Source organism: Pedobacter immunditicola, from assembly GCF_037482985.1.
In the GTDB taxonomy this organism is placed as follows: Bacteria; Bacteroidota; Bacteroidia; order Sphingobacteriales; family Sphingobacteriaceae; genus Pedobacter; species Pedobacter immunditicola.
This window is the reverse complement of record NZ_JBBHKC010000005.1, coordinates 259,434-280,987: the sequence shown is the minus strand read 5'-3', so window position 1 is coordinate 280,987 and position 21,554 is coordinate 259,434. Positions and strand designations below refer to the sequence as shown.

Sequence of the window (21,554 nt, the reverse complement as noted above, 5' to 3'; positions counted from 1 at the left end):
CAGCGGGCTAAAAAGAAAATTAAATAATAATAGCTAATGTTAGCTTGGTCACTATAAAAAACAAATTCAAAAATAATGAAACCGTCATAAGCTTACAGCTTACAAGCAACCATGAAAAAGCTTATGATAGCTTCATCACCATTAAAAAACAAATTCAAAAATAATGAAAATCACGTCACTTAAATTAAGCGGTATCGCTACTGCAGTTGCTATAGTATCTGTTATGGCATCCTGCCAGAATAACGATAAAGCAACAACCACCACAACAAAAACTGAAACAGCTGCCGTATCCGCTAAAGAACAGATTGTGTATGTAAATTCTGACTCTTTACTAACTAAATACCAGTATTTCAAAGACCTTCAAGCTAAAATGGATGCCAAAGCGAAATCTGCACAGGCGGATATGGGTTCTAAAACACAAGCATTCCAAAGAGAGGTAACTGAATATCAGCAACAGCAAAACACCATGTCTGCTGACCAGAGAGCCACTACAGAACAAAGGTTAGCACGTAAGCAGCAGGAATTGCAAGCTTACCAACAAAATGCTGGTTCAGCTTTACAACGTGATCAGGCTACGGAGCAGGAGAAACTTTATGACAAAGTTGCTGATTACTTAAAAGCATATGCCAAGAAAAAAGGATTTAAAATGGTACTTACCTATTCAAAAGGCAATAGCGCCATATTATTTGCTGATGAATCATTAGATATTACCAGCGAAGTTATTACTGGCTTAAACCAGGATTATAAACCAGAAAAGAAATAAGTAAAAAACTTAAATTTATGCTATCTTAATGCTCCGTATATCGGGGCATTTTTTTTTTGCCCTTCATTCAGCATGCATATGGAAAACAAAAGCGCTTTACACGAGAAATTCATGCGTATCGCTATTGAATTATCAAAAAAAAATGTCCTGGAAAGCTTAGGTGGCCCCTTTGGGGCAGTGGTGGTTAAAAACAACGAAATAATTGCTCAAAGTGCCAATATGGTGCTGACAACAAATGACCCTACGGCGCATGCTGAAGTTTGTGCCATCAGATTTGCCTGTGCTAAATTGAACACACCTGATTTAACGGGCTGTGTAATTTATACAAGTTGTGAACCTTGCCCCATGTGCCTGAGCGCAATTTACTGGTCGCGAATTACCACCATTTACTACGCCAATACTAAGACAGATGCCAGCGCCATAGGTTTCGACGACCAGTTCATTTATGAGGAGCTAGAGAAGCCTAAAGCGGCCCGTAGCCTCCCTGTAATTCAGCTGATGAGGGATGAAGCTCAGCAGGCTTTCAAATTGTGGTCGCAAACTGCAATGAAATCAAACTGCTAACTGTTCTTTCAGCGCTAAGGTTACGTTTCAAAAAAATTATCTGTTAAATCATCAATCTCCCGCCTGTCACGTTTCGTTGGTCGACCTGCCCCCCGGTCTCTGGTAAGTACCGGCGCATGGAACACTGATTTAAAAGCATGGGTTTCTTCCAGGGGGGTGATGTCCTTATATTTGGTGACTGCGATTTTCGACTCCACCCTATTGTATAAAAGCTCAACTACCTCTATTACCTTTTTTTCAATACCCTTCGACACCTGGTAAACATCACCAGGCTTCACAATTGCGGAAGCTTTTATATTCTGGCCATTAAATTTAACACGACCAGCCTTGCAGGCTTCAGTAGCCAGCGTTCTGGTTTTAAAAAGCCGAATAGCCCACAAATATTTATCTATCCTTAATTTTTCCTGTTCTGCCATAAAAAATCAAAAATACGGAAGAAAACATCGCTCAATACATAAATTTCGTTTATTTTGTCAAAAATTAGAATAATCATGATAGCAGAATTGAAAAAGTTGGTTGAAGCCGCTTGGGAAGACAGAAGTTTGTTGGAATACTCACAATATTATGAAGCCATTGAAACGGTAATTATGCAGCTAGATAAAGGAGAGATCCGTGTTGCAGAACCGATTTTAAATACCTGGGCTATTAATGAATGGGTTAAAAAAGCGGTGATCCTCTATTTTCCGATCAGGCAAATGAAGGAAATTGAGGTTGGTCCCTTCGTTTACCATGATAAAATGAAGTTAAAAACCGATTACAAAGAGAAGGGTGTACGTGTTGTACCTAATGCTGTTGCAAGGTATGGTTCATTTTTAGCCAGGGGGGTTATTTTAATGCCGTCATATGTAAATATTGGTGCTTATGTTGATGAAGGTACCATGGTAGACACCTGGGCTACTGTGGGCTCCTGTGCGCAAATTGGAAAAAATGTGCATTTAAGTGGTGGTGTTGGTATTGGTGGAGTACTAGAACCTATTCAGGCTTCCCCTGTAATTATTGAAGATAATTGTTTTATTGGGTCAAGGGCAATTGTAGTTGAAGGTGTGCGTGTGGAACGCGAAGCGGTTTTAGGTGCTAATGTTGTATTAACTGCTTCTACTAAAATTTTTGATGTTACCGGCAGCACGCCAATTGAGTACAAAAGTATTATACCTGCACGCTCTGTAGTCATCCCCGGAAGCTACACTAAAAAATTCCCGGCAGGTGATTTTCAGGTGCCTTGTGCATTGATCATCGGACAACGTAAAGAATCAACAGATAAAAAAACATCCCTGAATGATGCATTGAGGGAAAATAATGTTGCTGTATAATGAACATTGGTTTTGATGGAAAGAGAGCGGCTAATAACCTAACTGGATTGGGTAATTATAGCCGCTCTTTGCTTGCGCAGTTGGCCAGGCTTTTCCATCAGAACCAATACTTTGTTTATACCCCTAAAATTAGCAAGAAACCGCAGATCACTGCTTTTTTTGATTCCCATAAACTTCAGCTCCGGCTGCCATCTCCAAATACCCTGAAATTTATGTGGCGGAGTTTCGGCATCAGGAAACAATTACTGCAGGATAAGATTGAGCTTTTTCATGGTTTAAGTCAGGAGATTCCTGTAGGCTTGCGTGCAGAAAATATTAAATCGGTAGTCACCATTCACGACTTAATTTATTTGCGCTATCCGCAGTATTACAAACCGATAGACCGTTACATTTACCATAAAAAAAGTGAATTCGCTTGTAAAAACAGCGACCGTATTGTGGCCATCAGTGAGCGGACTAAAAAAGACATCATGGAGTTTTATGGAATACCTGAAAAACGAATAGAAGTGATCTATCAAAGCTGTGATGACTCTTTTAAGATACTTCATACTCCGGAATCAAAAAAACAGGTCAAGGAATATTACGGTTTACCAGATAAGTACATCTTAAACGTGGGCACTATTGAGCCTAGAAAAAACCTGCTGCTGATCATTGAAGCTTTGCAAACCATCGACAGCAATTATAAATTAGTCATTGTAGGCAAACATCGTCCTTATGTGGAGAAGGTGAAAGCAGCCATAGCGCGTTTGAAGCTGGAAGACCGCATCATCTTTCTCGAGGGGGTCCCTTTTGAGGATTTGCCTTTGATTTATCAAATGGCAACTGTGTTTATTTACCCTTCCTTTTATGAAGGTTTTGGGATTCCGGTTATTGAGGCCCTATTTTCAAAAATCCCTGTTGTTGCAGCAACCGGGTCATGCCTGGAAGAAGCAGGGGGGCCAGACAGCATTTATGTTTCACCAACAGATGCCAATGCCCTGTCATTGCAGGTTAACAAGTTATTGTCAAATAAAGATTTGCAGCAAAAAATGCAGGAAAGTGGTTTGCAGTTTGTGCAGCAGTTTGATAATGAAATACTGGCAAAACAGATGATGGATTGTTATATGAATACATTAAATGGTAAATTTGAATGATGTTAAAAACAGAAATAGATAGTGCCATTAACGTACTCAAAAACGGTGGTGTGATTCTTTATCCTACTGATACCGTATGGGGCTTGGGCTGTGATGCTACAAATGAAGCTGCAGTGGATAAAATAAATGCCATAAAGGGCCGTACAGCGGATAAAAGCTTCATCATCTTGCTGGATGCAGATTCAAAACTGCAAAGTTATGTTAATGAAATCCCTGATGTGGCTTATGAGCTGATTGAATACGCTGAAAACCCTTTGACCATCATTTTTTCGGGCGCAAAGAACCTTGCTAAAAATGTAATCAATGCCGACGGCAGTGTTGGTGTAAGAATTGTAAAACATGACTTCTGTCAACAGTTGTTACAAAAGTTCCGCAAACCGATAACCTCCACATCTGCAAATATTTCTGGAGAACCTACTCCAGCTATTTTTGACGAGATAGATGATAAAATTAAGGATGCCGTTGATTATGTCGTAAATTGGGAACAGGAATTAACCACCCCTAAAAAGTCATCTACGCTAATGAAATTAGGTCCCAGTGGTCAATTTTCCTTCATTAGAAGGTAACTTTTACTACTTTTGCAGAAATACACCATCAAGGCCTGAATTGGATCGCAATAGGTGGATAACAATTATGAAAAAACACTTAGAACATCCGGTTTTCAATGCGCTTGCTGATATTGCCAGTCAAAATAATATCGAAGCATATATAATCGGCGGTTATGTACGTGATATTTTTCTGCAACGCCCCTCTAAAGATATCGATATAGTAGTTCTGGGCAATGGAATAGAATTTGCTGAGTTAGCTGGAAAGAAGTTGAAAACAAAAGTAGCTGTCTTTAAAAACTTCGGCACGGCAATGTTAAAATATCAGGATCTTGAAATTGAATTTGTTGGAGCCCGAAAAGAATCTTACAGATCGGATTCCAGGAAACCTATCGTAGAAAATGGCAGCATTGAAGATGACCAGCTCAGGAGGGATTTCACCATTAATGCCCTGGCCATTTCCTTAAACCAAGCAAATTATGGTGCACTGATAGATCCCTTTAACGGGCTGGCTGATCTGGAACAACAATTGATCAAAACACCGCTAAATCCGGAGATTACTTTCTCTGATGATCCCTTGCGAATGTTGCGTGCCATTCGTTTTGCAACGCAACTTAATTTCAACATTGATGAAGCGGCCATCGCAGCTATAAAAAAACAAAAGGAACGTGTCAGCATTCTTTCAAAAGAACGCATCACCGATGAGCTGAATAAAATTATCTTATCACCTGTACCTTCCATAGGTTTCAAATATTTATTTGATACCGGCCTGCTCAAACTTATTTTTCCACAAATGGCTCATCTTTACGGCGTGGAAGTCATTAATGGAAAAGGGCATAAAGATAATTTTTACCATACCCTGCAGGTTTTAGATAACATATCTTTGTATACAGCTGATTTATGGCTGCGCTGGGCAGCGATTTTGCATGACATTGCCAAACCTGCCACCAAACGTTTTGAAGAAGGTCATGGCTGGACTTTTCATGGCCATGAGGATAAAGGTGCAAGGATGGTGCCCCAGATATTTGCACAGCTGAAACTACCCTTAAACGATAAGATGAAATTTGTGCAAAAACTAGTGCAATTACATTTGAGGCCCATTGTATTGGCTCAGGAAGTGGTGACAGATTCGGCAGTGAGAAGATTGTTATTTGACGCCGGTGATGACATTGAAAGTTTAATGCTATTATGCAATGCAGACGTCACCACTAAAAATGAATATAAGGTAAAAAAATACCGTAATAATTTTGAACTTGTAAAGCAGAAGCTTAAAGACGTTGAAGAGCGTGATAAAGTGAGAAACTGGCAGCCGCCTGTTACAGGTAATGATATAATGAATATGTTTGGACTTACTGCGGGTAAAGAAGTAGGTTTACTCAAGAACGCCATCAGGGAGGCAATCCTCGAAGGTGAAATCACCAACTCCTACGAGGAAGCGGTACAATTTATGCTTAAGAAAGCAAAAGAATATGGGCTAAGCCCTGTTCAATAGTGACATATCACATAATGTTGTTTAGTTGTTAATTATTATAAGAAATAAAGGCTCAGATGGCAATTTATAGATTTAGAGTAAGTTTTGAAGATTATGATGAAGTTGTTAGGGAAATCGATATCAAGTCTACACAAAGATTTGAGGATTTACACAAAGCAATTCATCGCTCTACCGGATATGATCCAGAGAAGTCCTCTTCTTTTTACGTAAGTACTGATCACTGGATCAAGGGGGAAGAAATTGCCTACCTTCCAAACCAGCGTAAAATCGACAGAGGTGTAAGCTTAATGGAAAATGTAAAGTTGAGCAGTCTGATTGAAGACCCTCACCAAAAATTCTATTACATCTACAACTTCGACCGGCCATTTGACTTCCATGTGGAGCTGATCAAGATCATTCTAGAAACTGACCCGAATATCCAGTACCCCTACGTGGTGAAGAGCATCGGAGAAGCGCCTAAAATCTTTGACAAGAACAATCCTGAAGCGCTTGCGGCCGCTGCGGCACCTGTTGTTAGCGAGTTTGACTTTCTTAATGAGCTTGACGTTGTTCCTGAAGACACCGAAGAACTAGAGGCTATGGGTGGCACTGGCATCAACGAAAAGGAACAGTCTGATGACGAGGAAGAGAATCACGATGAAGATGTATTTACTGACGACGATGATTTTGAGGACGAAGGATACGGCGGTGGCAAGGAAGATGATTACTAATACCTAATGAAGGGGCAGCGTAAAAATCTTATTGTTGTCGTTGGGCCAACAGCGATTGGCAAAACCACATTGGCCATTAAACTGGCTAATCACTTTTCCACGGAAATTATTTCTGCAGATTCCAGGCAATTCTTCCGGGAGATGGAAATTGGTACGGCCAAGCCATCAACAGCTGAGTTGGCCGCTGCCCCACACCACTTTATTAATTCACATAGCATCAACACCTTTTTCAGTACGGGTGATTTTGAAATAGAGGCCTTAAAGCTAACCGAGGAACTCTTTAAAAGTCATGATCAGCTGGTGATGGTCGGAGGATCCGGACTATACATCAATGCGGTTTGTAATGGCATGGATGAACTTCCAGAAACAGACTTAAACATCAGGGAGCAGCTCAAACAGCGCTATGCAGCACTGGGCTTGGAGGATATCAAACATCAGCTTGCAATTGTGGATCCTGAATTATTTGCAAAAGTAGATCAGGGTAATCCTCAACGCATGATTAGAGGATTGGAATTTTTCCTTTCTACGGGTACAAAGCTCTCAGCTTATCAAACCAACAGCAAAAAAGAGAGGCCATTTAACATGGTTAAAATAGGTTTGAATACCGATCGTGCCCAGTTATATCAGCAAATAAATCATCGGGTAGATCAAATGATGGAAGCAGGCTTACTTGAAGAAGTCAGGCAACTCCTTCCCTATAAGCACCTGAATGCATTAAACACGGTAGGCTATACGGAGCTCTTTAATTACCTGGAGGGAAAAGTTTCCCTGGAGGAGGCCGTTAGCGCCATCAAACAAAATACCCGTCGTTTTGCCAAAAGGCAGTTAACCTGGTTCCGTAAAGATCCTGAAACCATGTGGTTCGGGCCCGAGGATTATCCTGCAATCCTCGCATACATCCAGGCTCAAATTTAAGCCTGAGCGGTTGGGCCACCAAACTGCATCGGAATATCAGGGGCATCCTCTTGTATTTTAATACGTCCATTAATAGCTTCATATTTTTCAATATTATCCAATAATGCAATGGCTACGCGTTTAGCATGCTCAGGAGTTAATATGATCCTGGATTTTACCTTCGCTTTGGGCACACCCGGCATTACCCTGATATAGTCAATTACAAATTCCGTATTAGAATGAGTGATGATCGCTAAATTTGAAAATATACCTTCTGCAATCTCCTCCGATAGCTCAATTTGCATTTGATTCTCGTTGTTTTTTTCTTCCATAATAACAAAACTAACCTTTTAATTCAAAGTTTATTAATTTATTTACCCCCCAAAATAATGCCATAAAAAAAGTCCCTCAGCTGAACGCTGAGGGACTTACTAAATCTTATTATAAAACTAAGCTTCTACTTCTTCTTCTTGTTTAGAAGCAAGTAATTTATCGTATTCTTCCTGAGAACCAACAATTATCTTCTCATAGCCACGTACACCAGTACCTGAAGGAATCAGGTGACCAACGATTACGTTTTCTTTCAATCCAAGCATGCTATCACGTTTACCAGCAATAGCTGCTTCGTTAAGCACTTTTGTAGTCTCCTGGAAGGAAGCTGCAGAGATAAATGATTTGGTTCCTAATGAAGCACGTGTGATACCCTGAAGAACAGAGCTCGCTGTTGCAGGTCTTGCATCACGGACTTCAATCTGTTTCAAATCTTTACGTTTTAACTGAGAATTTTCATCCCTTAATTTACGCAATGAAATAATCTGACCTGGTTTAACATTATTGGAATCACCTGCTTCAACCACAACTTTTTTGTCGTAGATCTCATCATTCTCCACCATAAAGTCCCAACGGTCAACAGAGTTATTTTCTAAGAAAATAGTATCACCCGGATCTTCAATATGAACTTTCTGCATCATTTGATGCACAATCACCTCAAAGTGTTTATCATTGATTTTCACACCTTGTAGACGGTAAACTTCCTGAACACCATTAACCAGGTACTCCTGAACTGCAGCAGGACCTTTAATTTTAAGGATATCAGCAGGAGAGATAGAACCATCAGATAATGGCATACCAGCTTTTACAAAGTCATTATCCTGAACAAGGATGTGTTTAGACAATGGAACCAGGTATTTCTTAACTTCACCTTCTTTAGATTCAATAGTGATTTCACGGTTACCACGTTTAACACCACCTAAAGCAACAACACCATCAATTTCTGTTACTACAGCAGGGTTCGATGGGTTACGAGCCTCAAATAATTCAGTTACACGAGGCAAACCACCGGTGATATCCCTTGTTTTACCAGTTGTACGAGGAATCTTAACAAGGATCTGACCGGTTTTCACAGCGTCGCCTTCATCAACAGCGATGTGAGCACCAACAGGAATATTATAAGCCCTGATTAATTCACCTTTTTTATCAACAACCCTAACAGAAGGATTTTTAGTTTTATCACGTGTATCAATAATTACTTTCTCACGGTGACCAGTTTGATCATCAGACTCTTCACGGAAAGTTACACCTTCAACGATAGCATCAAATTCAATTTTACCCGCAAACTCCGAAATAATAACGGCGTTATATGGATCCCACGAACAAATCCTGTCTCCTTTGGAGATTTTCGCTCCATCTTCAACATATAAGAATGATCCGTAAGGGATGTTGTTGGTCATGATGATTTTACCCGTATTAGGCTCAACAATTTTGAATTCACCTGAACGTCCTAAAACAATCTGATTAGCAACTTCATCATTGACATTTTCTACAGTACGGATATTTTCAAATTCAATGACACCATCAAACTTCGCCAGAATCTGAGATTCAGCAGCAATGTTCGAAGCGGTACCACCCACGTGGAAAGTACGTAACGTTAACTGTGTACCCGGCTCTCCGATTGACTGTGCAGCGATAACACCAACAGCCTCACCTTTCTGAACACGTTTACCAGAAGCTAAGTTTCTTCCGTAACAAAGGGCACAAACACCCCTCTTATTTTCGCAGGTTAATACGGAACGGATTTCAACACCTTCAATTGGAGATTGTTCAATTGCTTTAGCAACCTCTTCATCAATATCATCACCGGCACCGACCAATAATTTACCATCAAGTGGGTTATACACATCATGAAGAGAAATACGACCTAAAATTCTGTCATATAATGGTTCAACAATGTCTTCGTTATCTTTAAGGGCAGTAGTGTACATACCTCTTAAAGTTCCACAATCAGGCGAGTTAACAATCATATCCTGTGCAACGTCATGTAAACGACGAGTCAGGTAACCCGCATCAGCAGTTTTTAACGCTGTATCCGCCAAACCTTTACGAGCACCGTGAGTAGAGATAAAGTACTCTAATACCGATAAACCTTCTTTAAAGTTTGAAAGAATCGGGTTTTCGATAATCTCACCACCGGAACCAGATTTTTGAGGCTTCGCCATCAAACCACGCATACCGCAAAGCTGACGAATCTGCTCTTTAGAACCACGTGCTCCAGAATCAAGCATCATGTATACTGAGTTGAAACCCTGGTTATCGCTCGATAACTGTGTCATTACATAAGAAGTAAGACGGTTATTGATACGAGTCCAAATATCAATGATCTGATTGTAACGCTCATTGTTAGTAATGAATCCCATGTTATAGTTATTCCTTACTTCTTCAACTTCATTAGTTGCTTGTTCCAATAGCGCTTGTTTTTCAACTGGAATATTAACATCCTGCAAGTTGAAAGATAAACCACCTTTAAAGGCCGTTTGGAAACCTAGTTCTTTGATATCATCAAGGAAACGGGCTGCACGTGCCATTCCGGTAACTTTAACAACATGACCAATAATATCTCTAAGAGATTTTTTAGTCAGCAGTTCGTTGATAAAACCAACTTCTTCAGGTACCATTTGATTAAAGAGTACACGTCCAACAGTCGTATCAACTATTTTACTAACAATATTTCCATCTTCTTCTTTTACATTTACCCTAACTTTGATAAATGCGTGAAGATCTATACTTTTCTCATTGTAAGCAATGATTACCTCTTCAGGCGAATAGAAAATAAAATCCTGTCCTTTTACAATTCTGCTCTCATCAGTTCTACGGCCTTTAGTAATATAATAAAGACCCAAAACCATATCCTGTGAAGGTACTGTAATAGGTGTACCATTCGCCGGGTTAAGAATATTGTGCGCAGCTAACATCAGAATCTGGGCTTCCAAAATTGCAGCATTACCTAAAGGTAAGTGGACTGCCATCTGGTCACCATCAAAATCCGCGTTAAATGCAGTACAAACAAGGGGGTGTAATTGTATGGCTTTACCTTCAATTAATTTAGGTTGGAAAGCCTGGATACCTAATCTGTGCAACGTAGGCGCACGATTCAGTAATACCGGGTGTCCTTTAAGCACATTTTCAAGGATGTCCCAAACCAAAGGGTCTTTTCTATCTACAATTTTCTTAGCAGATTTCACAGTTTTTACGATACCCCTTTCAATCATCTTACGAATGATGAACGGTTTAAACAATTCTGCAGCCATATCCTTTGGTAAACCACATTCATGTAATTTAAGGCTAGGACCTACAACAATTACCGAACGAGCAGAATAATCCACACGTTTACCTAATAAGTTCTGACGGAAACGACCTTGTTTACCTTTCAGGATATCTGAAAGAGATTTAAGGGCACGGTTACCTTCAGTTTTAACAGCGTTAACTTTACGGGAGTTATCAAATAGCGAATCTACCGCTTCCTGTAACATCCTTTTCTCGTTACGCAAAATTACTTCCGGTGCTTTGATCTCGATCAAACGCTTCAAACGGTTGTTACGGATAATTACACGACGGTAAAGATCATTTAAATCTGAAGTAGCAAAACGACCACCCTCTAAAGGAACCAACGGACGCAATTCAGGTGGAATAACAGGAACAATCTTAATGATCATCCACTCAGGGTTATTCTCGATACGAGTTCTTGAACCACGGAAAGCCTCAACCACCTGCAGGCGTTTTAAAGCTTCGTTTTTACGTTGTTGAGAGGTTTCGTTTGCTGCCTGGTGACGTAAGTTGTAAGATAAAGTATCTAAATCAATACGTTTTAATAGATCTTCTAAAGCTTCAGCACCCATTTTGGCGATGAATTTATTAGGATCTTTATCATCAAGGTATTGGTTCTCTTTAGGTAATTTATCAAGAATATCAAGATATTCCTCTTCTGTTAAGAAATCCATATACTGGATACCTTCTTCACCCATCGTACCGGCCTGAATAACTACATAACGTTCGTAGTAAATAATCAGATCCAGTCTTTTTGTAGGTAAACCTAATAAGTAACCGATTTTATTTGGCAGGGAGCGGAAGTACCAGATATGCGCAACAGGAACCACCAAATTGATGTGCCCCATACGCTCTCTACGTACTTTTTTTTCTGTAACTTCAACACCACAACGGTCACAAACAATACCTTTATAACGGATACGTTTATATTTACCGCAATGACATTCGTAATCTTTAACCGGGCCAAATATCCGTTCACAAAACAAACCATCGCGTTCAGGTTTGTATGTACGGTAATTGATGGTTTCAGGTTTCAACACTTCTCCACTAGAGCGTTCCAGAATTGCCTCTGGCGATGCCAAACTAATGGTAATCGAAGTGAAGTTGCTTTTTAATTTATTATCCTTTTTGTAAGACATATCTTTTTATTTGTAAGTCTTAAGTCGAAAAGATGCGTCATGTAAACCATGACGCATCTTTATAACCTAAAACAATTAGTCTAACGTAATATCTAAACCTAATCCGCGCAGCTCATGTACCAGTACATTAAATGACTCCGGTACGCCAGGTGAAGGAAGGTTTTCACCTTTTACAATAGCTTCATAAGTTTTCGCTCTTCCGATAACATCATCGGATTTAACAGTTAAGATTTCCTGAAGGATATTGGCAGCACCAAATGCCTCCAATGCCCAAACCTCCATCTCACCAAAACGCTGACCACCGAACTGAGCCTTACCACCTAATGGTTGTTGTGTAATTAAAGAGTATGGTCCGATTGAACGGGCATGCATCTTATCATCAACCATGTGGCCTAATTTCAACATGTAGATAATACCAACAGTAGTCGGCTGATCAAATCTCTCACCAGTTAAACCATTTTTCAAATAGGTTCTTCCTGAAGCAGGCAGGCCAGCTTTAGCGATCCATTCTTCCACTTCATCATGCTTGGCGCCATCAAAAATCGGAGTTGCAAATTTAACACCCAATTCCTGTCCAGCCCATGCTAATACAGTTTCATAGATCTGACCAAGGTTCATACGTGAAGGTACACCAAGAGGGTTCAACACAATATCAACAGGCGTTCCGTCATCCAAGAAAGGCATATCTTCATCACGTACAATACGGGCAACAATACCTTTATTACCGTGACGACCAGCCATTTTATCCCCTACTTTAAGTTTACGTTTTTTAGCAACATAAACCTTTGCCATCTGTACAATTCCAGAAGGCAACTCATCACCCACACTAATTGCGAATTTATCACGTTTGTAAGCACCAAGTTCTTCGTTTACACGAATACCATAATTGTGCAACAACATTTTGATCTGATCATTCTTATCCTCATCAGTCGTCCATTTGTATGGATTAATGTGAGCATATTCCAATTCAACTAAGCTTTTTTGTGTGAATTTTGCACCTTTAGGGAACAAAAGTTCTTTGTAAACGTTGAAAACACCCTGAGAAGTTTTACCATTTACAATCTGGAACAATTTATCTACCAATTCATTTTTAAGGTTTTCAATTGCTATATTATATCTCTTGTCTAATTTCTCAATCGCAGCTTTTTCTTCTGCTTTTGTAGTTTTCTTAGCTCTTGAGAATAATTTAGTATCAATAACAACCCCTTTAATAGATGGTGGAGTTTTCAACGAAGCATCTTTCACATCTCCGGCTTTATCACCAAAGATGGCACGAAGAAGTTTCTCTTCTGGTGATGGATCAGATTCTCCTTTAGGAGTGATCTTACCAATCAGAATATCACCTTCTTTAACTTCAGCACCTACACGGATAATACCATTATCATCTAAATCTTTAGTAGCTTCTTCAGAAACGTTAGGGATATCAGAGGTTAACTCTTCCTCACCACGTTTCGTATCACGCACTTCCAATTCAAATTCTTCAATGTGTAAAGAAGTAAAGATATCATCTCTAACAATACGTTCGTTAATTACGATCGCATCCTCAAAGTTATATCCCTGCCAAGGCATGAAAGCAACCTTTAAGTTTCTTCCTAATGCCAATTCACCATTTTCAGTAGCATAACCCTCACAAAGCACTTGTCCTTTAGTAACTTTTTCACCTTTCTTAACGATAGGTTTAAGGTTGATACAAGTATTCTGGTTGGTTTTTTTGAATTTTATTAATCTATAAGTTTTGCTGTCACCTTCAAATGAAACTAAACGATCTGCATCATTTCTTTCATATTTAATGGTGATTTCATTAGCATCAACATATTCTACAACACCATTACCTTCCGCATTAATCAGCGTTCTGGAGTCACGTGCAACACGACCTTCCAGTCCTGTACCAACAATTGGTGCTTCAGGACGTAATAACGGAACAGCCTGGCGTTGCATGTTTGAACCCATCAAGGCACGGTTAGCATCATCATGCTCTAAGAAAGGAATTAATGAAGCTGCAATCGAAGTAATCTGGTTCGGTGCAACATCCATCAAGTCTAATTTCTCAGGCTCAATAACCGGGAAGTCACCTTCGTAACGCGCTTTAACACGTTGCGTGGTAAAGTTACCCTGATCATCATAAGCTGCATTAGCCTGTGCGATGGTTTTACCATCTTCATCTTCCGCAGAAAGATAAATAACAGGTTCGTCTACTGCAACCACACCGTCAACAACTTTCTTGTATGGCGTTTCAATAAAACCTAAATTATTAATCTTAGCATGAACACAAAGAGAGGAAATCAAACCAATGTTTGGTCCCTCAGGTGTTTCAATCGTACACAAGCGGCCATAGTGAGTGTAGTGAACATCACGCACCTCAAAACCAGCGCGCTCACGTGAAAGACCACCTGGGCCTAAGGCTGACAAACGACGTTTGTGGGTAATCTCTGCCAATGGATTCGTTTGATCCATAAACTGAGATAACTGGTTAGTACCAAAGAAGGAATTAATAACCGACGATAAAGTACGGGCATTAATTAAATCAGTTGGCGTAAACACCTCATTATCACGAATGTTCATCCGCTCACGGATTGTACGGGCCATACGAGCTAAACCAACACCAAATTGAGCGTATAATTGCTCACCTACCGTACGTACACGACGATTAGACAAGTGGTCAATATCATCCACCTCTTCTTTAGAGTTGATCAGTTTGATCAGGTATTTAACGATAGCAATAATATCAGCCTTAGTTAAAACCTTCACATGGTCTGGCGTATCCATTTTCAACTTACGGTTGATGCGGTAACGACCAACATCACCCAAGTCATAACGTTTATCCGAGAAGAACAAACGCTCAATGATACCCCTTGCAGTTTCCTCATCAGGTGGTTCTGCGTTACGCAAAGCACGATAGATGTTTTCAACAGCCTCTTTTTCGGAGTTAGAAGTATCCTTTTGTAAAGTATTATATATAATAGTATAATCAGCCTGACTGGCGCCATCCTCTTTAGATAAGATGATGGTTTTAACACCAGCGTCAATGATCATATCAACATGCTCATCTTCTAAAACAGTGTCCCTGTCTAAGATAACTTCGTTACGATCTATGGAAACTACCTCACCGGTATCTTCATCCACAAAATCTTCAACCCATTTTCTTAAAACCCTTGCGGCAAGTTTACGTCCGATATATTTCTTCAAGCCAGATTTGCTAACCTTCACCTCATCAGCAAGGTCAAACAACTCCAGAATGTCTTTATCAGAGTCGTAACCGATAGCACGCAATAAGGTGGTCACCGGAAACTTCTTCTTCCGATCGATGTAAGCATACATGACGTTATTTACGTCAGTAGCAAACTCAATCCAGGATCCTTTGAAAGGAATTACACGGGCAGAATATAGCTTGGTACCATTAGTGTGACGGCTTTGGCCGAAGAACACTCCTGGAGACCTGTGTAATTGAGAAACAATAACACGCTCTGCACCGTTAATCACGAATGTACCCTTAGGAGTCATATAAGGAATGGTTCCTAAATACACATCCTGAATAATGGTTTCAAAATCCTCGTGTTCAGCATCATTACAAGAAAGTTTAAGCTTTGCTTTTAATGGAACACTATAAGTTAACCCACGGTCAATACACTCCGGTATATCATAACGCGGTGGATCAATAAAATAATCAAGGAATTCCAAAACAAAAATGTTCCTGGAATCGGTGATTGGAAAATTCTCAGCAAACACTTTAAACAACCCCTCTGTGTGACGGTTATCTGAAGTAGTCTCGATCTGAAAAAATTCCCTGAATGATTGCAACTGCACATCTAGAAAATCAGGATAATCTATTATGTGCTTACTACGTGCAAAATTTACTCTTTGGTCGACTTTATTTGCCAATGGACTAAAGTTAAATTACTTTAAGAATAAACTATTTGTTTGGTTTGCCGTTAACATCATTTCATCAGCCAAACTAAATGAAATGTTTTTAAACAGGTATAGACTCCGACTATTAACAGTCGGAGTCTATGATAAAGTTATATTAAAATTAAGCGATTACTTAATTTCAACTACTGCTCCAGCTTCTTCTAATTGTTTTTTCAAACCTTCAGCTTCGTCTTTAGTAACACCAGTTTTTAATTCTTTTGGAGCACCATCAACTAATTCTTTAGCTTCTTTCAAGCCTAGGCCAGTTAGGTCTTTTACCAATTTAACTACTGCTAATTTAGCACCACCAGCTTCTTTTAATATTACATCAAAAGTAGTTTTTTCTTCAGCTGCAGGAGCAGCATCACCAGCAGGACCTGCAACAGCAACTGCAGCAGCAGCTGGTTCAATACCATACTCGTCTTTCAAGATTTGAGCTAATTCGTTAACTTCTTTAACTGTTAAGTTTACCAATTGCTCAGCAAACGCTTTTAAATCTGCCATTTTTATAGATTTTAAAATTTTACGTAAAATAATTTATTTCAATATGAACTTATAAGGCGTTCCTTAACCTTCTCTTTCTTGAAGAGTTTTAACAATTCCTGCAATTTTACCACCGCTAGACTTAAGTGCTGAGATAACGTTTTTGGCTGGCGACTGTAATAAGCCAATGATATCACCAATAAGCTCTTCTCTCGATTTAATGCTTACCAATGCATCTAAATGCTGATCACCAACGTAAACCGCTGACTCAATATATGCACCTTTTAGTTGAGGCTTATCAACACCTTTACCTTTTCTTAAGGATTTGATCAGCTTAGCTGGTCCGTTACCTGTAGTAGAAAATAATAATGCTGACTGACCTTTTAGCGCTGCAAAGATCTCTGATGCGTCGCCATCTAAACCTTCGATCGCTTTTCTGATCAAAGTATTTTTAGCTACCTGCATTTCAATCCCGCTTTCGAAACATTTGCGACGGATAATATTCACTTTCTCAACAGACAAGCTTGAAGTATCTGCAATATAAAAATTGCCATACTGTTGCATTTTCTCCTGAAGAGCTACGACTAGTTCGTGTTTTTCTTCTCTGTTCATATTTTTGCCCCCGCTACTGACTTAGTTTCGATCGCTATTCCAGGACTCATTGTTGAAGAAACATGAATGCTCTTAAAATAAGTTCCTTTTGCAGCAGATGGTTTCAATTTTGAAATTACCTGAATTACTTCAAGCGCATTCTCATAAATTTTCTCTGCTGGGAATGATACTTTTCCTACTGAAGCGTGAATGATACCACTTTTGTCAACTTTAAAATCTATTTTCCCGCCTTTCACATCAGTTACTGCTTTACCAACTTCGTTAGTTACAGTACCTGATTTAGGGTTTGGCATAAGGTTACGTGGACCTAAAACGCGGCCCAGTTTACCTACTTTTGCCATACAAGCAGGAGTAGTGATAATAATGTCAACATCAGTCCATCCACCTTCAATTTTGGCTACATATTCGTCTAAACCTACGAAATCTGCACCTGCTGCTTTAGCCTCTTCTTCCTTGTCAGGATTACAAAGTACTAAAACGCGTACAGTTTTACCTGTGCCGTGTGGTAAAGTTGCGATACCACGCACCATTTGATTGGCTTTACGTGGATCTACTCCTAAAGCGATGTCGATATCAACCGAAGCATCAAATTTAGTGGTAGTAATCTCTTTTACCAAAGCAGCTGCATCCAATAAAGAATACGTTTTACCGGCTTCTAGTTTAGCATGTGCCTTTTTTTGATTTTTTGTTAATTTAGCCACTGTTGTAAACTGTTTTTTGTTAATTAATTTGTCCAGGGTGCGTCACCACTTACGGTGATTCCCATACTGCGTGCTGTACCGGCAACCATACTCATTGCCGCTTCGATAGAGAAAGCATTTAAGTCAGTCATCTTATCTTCAGCAATCGACTTAACTTCATCCCAAGTCACCGAACCAACTTTCTTACGGTTGGGCTCAGCAGAACCACTCTTTAATTTAGTAGCATCTTTTAACTGGATAGCTACAGGAGGAGTTTTGATGATAAATTCGAAAGACTTGTCAGCATAGACAGTAATTACAACTGGTAATACTTTACCGGGCTTATCTTGGGTACGAGCGTTGAATTGCTTGCAAAACTCCATAATGTTCACCCCTTTAGCACCCAATGCAGGTCCTACCGGAGGTGATGGATTTGCGGCTCCACCTTTGATTTGTAATTTAACAAGCGCACTGACTTCTTTTGCCATTTTTTGTTTTGTTAATTGTAATACTCAATGTTAAATTTGGAAGCATGTAACATTTAAGATCTTTATTCTATTCTTTTTCTACTTGCATATAGTTTAGTTCCAGAGGACTCTTACGACCAAAGATCTTCACCATAACTTTCAATTTCTTTTTCTCTTCGTTTACTTCTTCGATCACGCCGGTAAAACCATTAAATGGTCCATCCATCACTTTAACGTTTTCGCCAACATAGTAAGCAATATTCATGGTTTCACCTTGCTGGCTCATCTCATCAACTTTACCTAAAATGCGGTTAACCTCTGCCTGACGCATAGGTACCGGATTACCACCTTTATCTCCCAGAAAACCGATCACACTATTAATACCTTTAATAATGTGTTCTAATTCTCCGTCAAGCTGTGCTTCTATTAAAACATAACCAGGATAGAAGTTACGTTCTTTAGCAATTTTCTTGCCATCTTTCATCTGGTAGTATTTCTCCATTGGGATCAATACCTGAGGAACAAGATGTGAAAAACCTAAACGACTAATTTCAGAATCGATATACTGTTTAACCTTCTTCTCTTTCCCGCTAACAGCCCTAACTACATACCACTTTAACTGATCGTCCATTTAGCTATTATATAAGTGATTTATAAAAAGTATCTAATACAAAAGTTGATCCCTTATCCATTGCAAAAATGATTATTGCAATGATTAATGAAGCTACTAGAACCAACACCGCAGAATTTAACAAATCTGCCCATGCAGGCCAGGTAACCTTTTGGGTCATTTCTTCATATGATTCTTTAAAAAATTGAACTACCTTAGCCATATCTTAGTATTTGCACGGGAACAAGGATTCGAACCCTGATCAAAGGTTTTGGAGACCTCTATTCTACCGTTGAACTATTCCCGTTAGTATTTAAAAGACTTAGTACTTAGAAGTGTAGCTTTATTCAGCCGTTTCTAAGTACTAAGCTTTATATTATATTTTGTACAAAGGTACTAAATATTATTTTAAAATTTCAGTTACCTGACCAGCACCTACGGTTCTACCACCTTCACGGATAGCGAAACGAAGACCTTTTTCCATTGCGATTGCGTTGATCAATTTAACAGTGATCGTAACGTTATCACCTGGCATAACCATTTCAGTTCCTTCAGCTAGTGAAATCTCACCAGTAACATCTGTGGTACGGAAATAGAATTGAGGACGGTATTTATTAAAGAATGGAGTGTGACGTCCACCTTCTGCTTTCGACAATACATAGATCTCAGCTTTGAAATCAGTGTGAGGCGTTACAGAACCTGGTTTACAGATAACCATACCACGACGGATATCAGTTTTCTCAATACCACGTAACAATAGACCTACGTTATCACCAGCTTCACCATAATCAAGGATCTTACGGAACATCTCAACACCTGTAACAGTTGATTTAAGATTTTCAGCACCCATACCCAGGATCTCAACAGGATCTCCAGAGTTGATTACACCACGCTCAATACGACCAGTTGCAACAGTACCACGACCAGTGATCGAGAATACATCTTCAACAGGCATTAAGAATGGAAGTTCAGTTAAACGTGGAGGAATTGGGATATAGTTATCTACAGCATCCATTAATTCCATGATTTTTCCAACCCATTTCGGATCACCGTTCAAACCACCTAAAGCAGAACCTTGAATAACAGGAATGTCATCACCAGGGAATTCATAGAATGATAATAATTCACGAATCTCCATCTCTACTAATTCAAGTAATTCAGGATCATCAACCATATCCACTTTATTCATGAATACAACTAATGAAGGAACACCAACCTGACGAGCCAATAGAATGTGCTCACGAGTTTGTGGCATTGGACCATCTGTAGCAGCTACAACGATGATAGCTCCATCCATTTGTGCAGCACCAGTAACCATGTTTTTCACATAATCCGCGTGACCTGGACAGTCAACGTGAGCATAGTGACGGTTAGCTGTTGAATACTCAACGTGTGATGTATTAATAGTGATACCTCTTTCTTTTTCCTCAGGAGCCGAGTCAATAGAATCAAATGAACGCGCCTCAGATAAACCTGCATCAGATAACACTTTAGTGATAGCTGCTGTTAAGGTTGTTTTACCGTGGTCAACGTGACCGATTGTGCCGATGTTTAAGTGCGGCTTACTGCGGTCAAACTTTTCTTTTGCCATGTTTTTATACTTATTAGTAGGTTAACTTTTTATTTTTATTTGTTGTTTTGATATTATTCAATACAAAAAACCTTGTTCCCTCTGTTATCATTACAGACTTCACAAAGTTCTTAATTTATGAGCCAAAGATGGGACTTGAACCCACGACCTCTTCCTTACCAAGGAAGTGCTCTACCGCTGAGCTACTTCGGCTAATCTCAGCTTGCAATCCATTTTAGCCGACTGCCCGACTTTTTTTTCAGAGCGGAAGACGAGGTTCGAACTCGCGACCTATAGCTTGGAAGGCTATCGCTCTACCAACTGAGCTACTTCCGCTTCTTTAATGGTGGGGGGAGAAGGATTCGAACCTTCGAAGTCTTGCGACAACAGAGTTACAGTCTGTCCCATTTGGCCACTCTGGTATCCCCCCATTTCTTTCCACTGCCAACGTTATCGCTGAGTAAAAAGAGCCTCCTATCGGGATCGAACCAATGACCTACTGATTACAAGTCAGTTGCTCTACCAGCTGAGCTAAGGAGGCTTATTTAAAATTTAAACTTTCACAGAACATTTCCCTCTGGTTAAATGCTTAATGCCTCTTCCGATTCGGGAATGCAAATCTACAAGAATATCTGTTCTATCCAAAATTATTTGAAAAAAAAATTGACGGTTTTCAGGCCGTCAATTCATTCTTTAAAAAACCATGAAATATATGTCTAATAATCAGACACTTCGTTGGAACTTAAAATTTCTTTATGTTCACTTAATTTTGTTCTGGTCTTATCTTTATGTTTGGTTATTTGCTTTCTCAAGGATTCTATTGCCAAATCCGTCGCCTCTTCAAATGTCTTACACTGCTCTTTTGCAAACAATGTCATACCAGGCACTATTAATTTTATCTCACTGATCTTATTAGCCTCGTCATCTACATTCTCCAGCTTTAAGTATACTTCTCCACTGATGATCTGATCGAAGAACTGGTCCAGTTTATCTACTTTCTTTTGTATAAACTCTAATAATTTCTTGTCTGCATTGAAATGGATCGATTGAACTGTAATTTTCATGTTGTCCTCCTT

At 39.4% G+C, this 21,554-nt stretch carries 20 protein-coding genes and 5 tRNA genes; 8 read left to right on the top strand and 17 right to left on the bottom strand.

The features are described from left to right. The first annotated feature begins 163 nt into the window (after positions 1–163). Together WG905_RS10695 and WG905_RS10690 are read left to right on the top strand one after the other, a co-directional pair. Entirely contained in the window at positions 164–763 is a 600-nt protein-coding gene (locus tag WG905_RS10695; RefSeq protein ID WP_339591705.1) for an OmpH/Skp family outer membrane protein, read from the top strand. A gap of 78 nt (positions 764–841) precedes the next feature. Beyond that, positions 842–1,327 carry a nucleoside deaminase gene (locus tag WG905_RS10690; RefSeq protein WP_339591704.1) on the top strand — a complete coding sequence of 162 codons (486 nt, stop codon included), beginning with the start codon at positions 842–844 and terminating at the stop codon, positions 1,325–1,327. Positions 1,328–1,347: 20 nt separating this feature from the next. On the opposite strand, the gene WG905_RS10685 is transcribed toward WG905_RS10690, so the two are convergent. After that, on the bottom strand, positions 1,348–1,743 hold the full coding sequence (locus WG905_RS10685; protein ID WP_339591703.1) for an RNA-binding S4 domain-containing protein: 396 nt from the start codon (positions 1,741–1,743) through the stop codon (positions 1,348–1,350). Positions 1,744–1,818: 75 nt separating this feature from the next. On the opposite strand from WG905_RS10685, the gene WG905_RS10680 reads away from it, so the two are divergent. The 6 genes from WG905_RS10680 to miaA all read left to right on the top strand — a co-directional run bounded on the left by WG905_RS10680 (position 1,819) and on the right by miaA (position 7,432). Further along, a complete protein-coding gene (locus WG905_RS10680; protein ID WP_339591702.1) occupies positions 1,819–2,637 on the top strand; it encodes a 2,3,4,5-tetrahydropyridine-2,6-dicarboxylate N-succinyltransferase in 819 nt (272 codons plus the stop codon). After that, positions 2,637–3,770 (top strand): glycosyltransferase family 4 protein, encoded by a 1,134-nt coding sequence (locus WG905_RS10675; protein ID WP_339591701.1) that lies wholly within the window; start codon positions 2,637–2,639, stop codon positions 3,768–3,770. The genes WG905_RS10680 and WG905_RS10675 overlap by 1 nt, the downstream gene beginning before the upstream one ends. Continuing rightward, on the top strand, positions 3,770–4,336 hold the full coding sequence (locus tag WG905_RS10670; RefSeq protein WP_339591836.1) for an L-threonylcarbamoyladenylate synthase: 567 nt from the start codon (positions 3,770–3,772) through the stop codon (positions 4,334–4,336). Before WG905_RS10675 ends, WG905_RS10670 begins: the two co-directional genes overlap by 1 nt. 67 nt (positions 4,337–4,403) lie before the next feature. Next, entirely contained in the window at positions 4,404–5,807 is a 1,404-nt protein-coding gene (locus WG905_RS10665) for a CCA tRNA nucleotidyltransferase (protein WP_339591700.1), read from the top strand. 56 nt (positions 5,808–5,863) lie between these two features. After that, complete coding sequence (locus WG905_RS10660) at positions 5,864–6,517, top strand: IS1096 element passenger TnpR family protein (RefSeq protein ID WP_339591699.1); 654 nt, start codon at positions 5,864–5,866, stop codon at positions 6,515–6,517. Positions 6,518–6,523: 6 nt separating this feature from the next. Next, a complete protein-coding gene (gene miaA / locus WG905_RS10655; RefSeq protein WP_339591698.1) occupies positions 6,524–7,432 on the top strand; it encodes a tRNA (adenosine(37)-N6)-dimethylallyltransferase MiaA in 909 nt (302 codons plus the stop codon). On the opposite strand, the gene WG905_RS10650 is transcribed toward miaA, so the two are convergent. The 16 genes from WG905_RS10650 to hpf all read right to left on the bottom strand — a co-directional run bounded on the left by WG905_RS10650 (position 7,429) and on the right by hpf (position 21,542). Beyond that, a complete protein-coding gene (locus WG905_RS10650; protein WP_339591697.1) occupies positions 7,429–7,743 on the bottom strand; it encodes a DUF3467 domain-containing protein in 315 nt (104 codons plus the stop codon). The genes miaA and WG905_RS10650 overlap by 4 nt on opposite strands. 117 nt (positions 7,744–7,860) lie before the next feature. Then, complete coding sequence (gene rpoC, locus WG905_RS10645) at positions 7,861–12,150, bottom strand: DNA-directed RNA polymerase subunit beta' (protein WP_339591696.1); 4,290 nt, start codon at positions 12,148–12,150, stop codon at positions 7,861–7,863. A 75-nt stretch (positions 12,151–12,225) separates the two neighbouring features. Beyond that, on the bottom strand, positions 12,226–16,029 hold the full coding sequence (gene rpoB, locus WG905_RS10640; protein ID WP_339591695.1) for a DNA-directed RNA polymerase subunit beta: 3,804 nt from the start codon (positions 16,027–16,029) through the stop codon (positions 12,226–12,228). A 156-nt stretch (positions 16,030–16,185) separates the two neighbouring features. Next, positions 16,186–16,560 carry a 50S ribosomal protein L7/L12 gene (gene rplL / locus WG905_RS10635; RefSeq protein WP_339591694.1) on the bottom strand — a complete coding sequence of 125 codons (375 nt, stop codon included), beginning with the start codon at positions 16,558–16,560 and terminating at the stop codon, positions 16,186–16,188. A 63-nt stretch (positions 16,561–16,623) separates the two neighbouring features. Further along, positions 16,624–17,151 (bottom strand): 50S ribosomal protein L10, encoded by a 528-nt coding sequence (gene rplJ, locus WG905_RS10630; protein ID WP_339591693.1) that lies wholly within the window; start codon positions 17,149–17,151, stop codon positions 16,624–16,626. Continuing rightward, a complete protein-coding gene (gene rplA, locus WG905_RS10625; RefSeq protein ID WP_339591692.1) occupies positions 17,148–17,852 on the bottom strand; it encodes a 50S ribosomal protein L1 in 705 nt (234 codons plus the stop codon). The genes rplJ and rplA overlap by 4 nt, the downstream gene beginning before the upstream one ends. Positions 17,853–17,875: 23 nt before the next feature. Then, positions 17,876–18,319, bottom strand: a complete 444-nt coding sequence (rplK, locus tag WG905_RS10620) for a 50S ribosomal protein L11 (RefSeq protein ID WP_339591691.1) — start codon at positions 18,317–18,319, stop codon at positions 17,876–17,878. A gap of 67 nt (positions 18,320–18,386) precedes the next feature. Continuing rightward, entirely contained in the window at positions 18,387–18,929 is a 543-nt protein-coding gene (nusG, locus tag WG905_RS10615; protein WP_339591690.1) for a transcription termination/antitermination protein NusG, read from the bottom strand. A gap of 7 nt (positions 18,930–18,936) precedes the next feature. Beyond that, the gene (secE, locus tag WG905_RS10610; RefSeq protein WP_339591689.1) at positions 18,937–19,131 is read right to left on the bottom strand and encodes a preprotein translocase subunit SecE; all 195 of its coding nucleotides are present in this window, start codon (positions 19,129–19,131) and stop codon (positions 18,937–18,939) included. A gap of 13 nt (positions 19,132–19,144) precedes the next feature. Further along, positions 19,145–19,215: transfer RNA gene (locus tag WG905_RS10605), tRNA-Trp, on the bottom strand. Between the two features lie 96 nt (positions 19,216–19,311). Beyond that, positions 19,312–20,499, bottom strand: coding sequence for an elongation factor Tu (gene tuf, locus WG905_RS10600; RefSeq protein WP_339591688.1), 1,188 nt, complete (start codon positions 20,497–20,499; stop codon positions 19,312–19,314). Between the two features lie 120 nt (positions 20,500–20,619). Beyond that, positions 20,620–20,691: transfer RNA gene (locus tag WG905_RS10595), tRNA-Thr, on the bottom strand. Between the two features lie 50 nt (positions 20,692–20,741). Next, positions 20,742–20,814: transfer RNA gene (locus WG905_RS10590), tRNA-Gly, on the bottom strand. Positions 20,815–20,822: 8 nt separating this feature from the next. Continuing rightward, a tRNA-Tyr gene (locus WG905_RS10585) sits at positions 20,823–20,908 on the bottom strand. A 38-nt stretch (positions 20,909–20,946) separates the two neighbouring features. Beyond that, positions 20,947–21,019 (bottom strand) — tRNA-Thr (locus WG905_RS10580). 175 nt (positions 21,020–21,194) lie between these two features. After that, complete coding sequence (gene hpf / locus WG905_RS10575; protein WP_339591687.1) at positions 21,195–21,542, bottom strand: ribosome hibernation-promoting factor, HPF/YfiA family; 348 nt, start codon at positions 21,540–21,542, stop codon at positions 21,195–21,197. Between the last annotated feature and the right edge of the window lie 12 nt (positions 21,543–21,554).

Bases quoted from the DNA above. Each gene is read 5' to 3' on its own strand.
- WG905_RS10695 (WP_339591705.1), top strand. From the start codon at position 164: ATGAAAATCACGTCACTTAAATTAAGCGGTATCGCTACTGCAGTTGCT.
- WG905_RS10690 (WP_339591704.1), top strand. From the start codon at position 842: ATGGAAAACAAAAGCGCTTTACACGAGAAATTCATGCGTATCGCTATT.
- WG905_RS10685 (WP_339591703.1), bottom strand. From the start codon at position 1,743: ATGGCAGAACAGGAAAAATTAAGGATAGATAAATATTTGTGGGCTATT.
- WG905_RS10680 (WP_339591702.1), top strand. From the start codon at position 1,819: ATGATAGCAGAATTGAAAAAGTTGGTTGAAGCCGCTTGGGAAGACAGA.
- WG905_RS10675 (WP_339591701.1), top strand. From the start codon at position 2,637: ATGAACATTGGTTTTGATGGAAAGAGAGCGGCTAATAACCTAACTGGA.
- WG905_RS10670 (WP_339591836.1), top strand. From the start codon at position 3,770: ATGTTAAAAACAGAAATAGATAGTGCCATTAACGTACTCAAAAACGGT.
- WG905_RS10665 (WP_339591700.1), top strand. From the start codon at position 4,404: ATGAAAAAACACTTAGAACATCCGGTTTTCAATGCGCTTGCTGATATT.
- WG905_RS10660 (WP_339591699.1), top strand. From the start codon at position 5,864: ATGGCAATTTATAGATTTAGAGTAAGTTTTGAAGATTATGATGAAGTT.
- miaA (WP_339591698.1), top strand. From the start codon at position 6,524: ATGAAGGGGCAGCGTAAAAATCTTATTGTTGTCGTTGGGCCAACAGCG.
- WG905_RS10650 (WP_339591697.1), bottom strand. From the start codon at position 7,743: ATGGAAGAAAAAAACAACGAGAATCAAATGCAAATTGAGCTATCGGAG.
- rpoC (WP_339591696.1), bottom strand. From the start codon at position 12,150: ATGTCTTACAAAAAGGATAATAAATTAAAAAGCAACTTCACTTCGATT.
- rplL (WP_339591694.1), bottom strand. From the start codon at position 16,560: ATGGCAGATTTAAAAGCGTTTGCTGAGCAATTGGTAAACTTAACAGTT.
- rplJ (WP_339591693.1), bottom strand. From the start codon at position 17,151: ATGAACAGAGAAGAAAAACACGAACTAGTCGTAGCTCTTCAGGAGAAA.
- rplK (WP_339591691.1), bottom strand. From the start codon at position 18,319: ATGGCAAAAGAAGTCAGTGCGCTTGTTAAATTACAAATCAAAGGTGGA.
- nusG (WP_339591690.1), bottom strand. From the start codon at position 18,929: ATGGACGATCAGTTAAAGTGGTATGTAGTTAGGGCTGTTAGCGGGAAA.
- secE (WP_339591689.1), bottom strand. From the start codon at position 19,131: ATGGCTAAGGTAGTTCAATTTTTTAAAGAATCATATGAAGAAATGACC.
- tuf (WP_339591688.1), bottom strand. From the start codon at position 20,499: ATGGCAAAAGAAAAGTTTGACCGCAGTAAGCCGCACTTAAACATCGGC.
- hpf (WP_339591687.1), bottom strand. From the start codon at position 21,542: ATGAAAATTACAGTTCAATCGATCCATTTCAATGCAGACAAGAAATTA.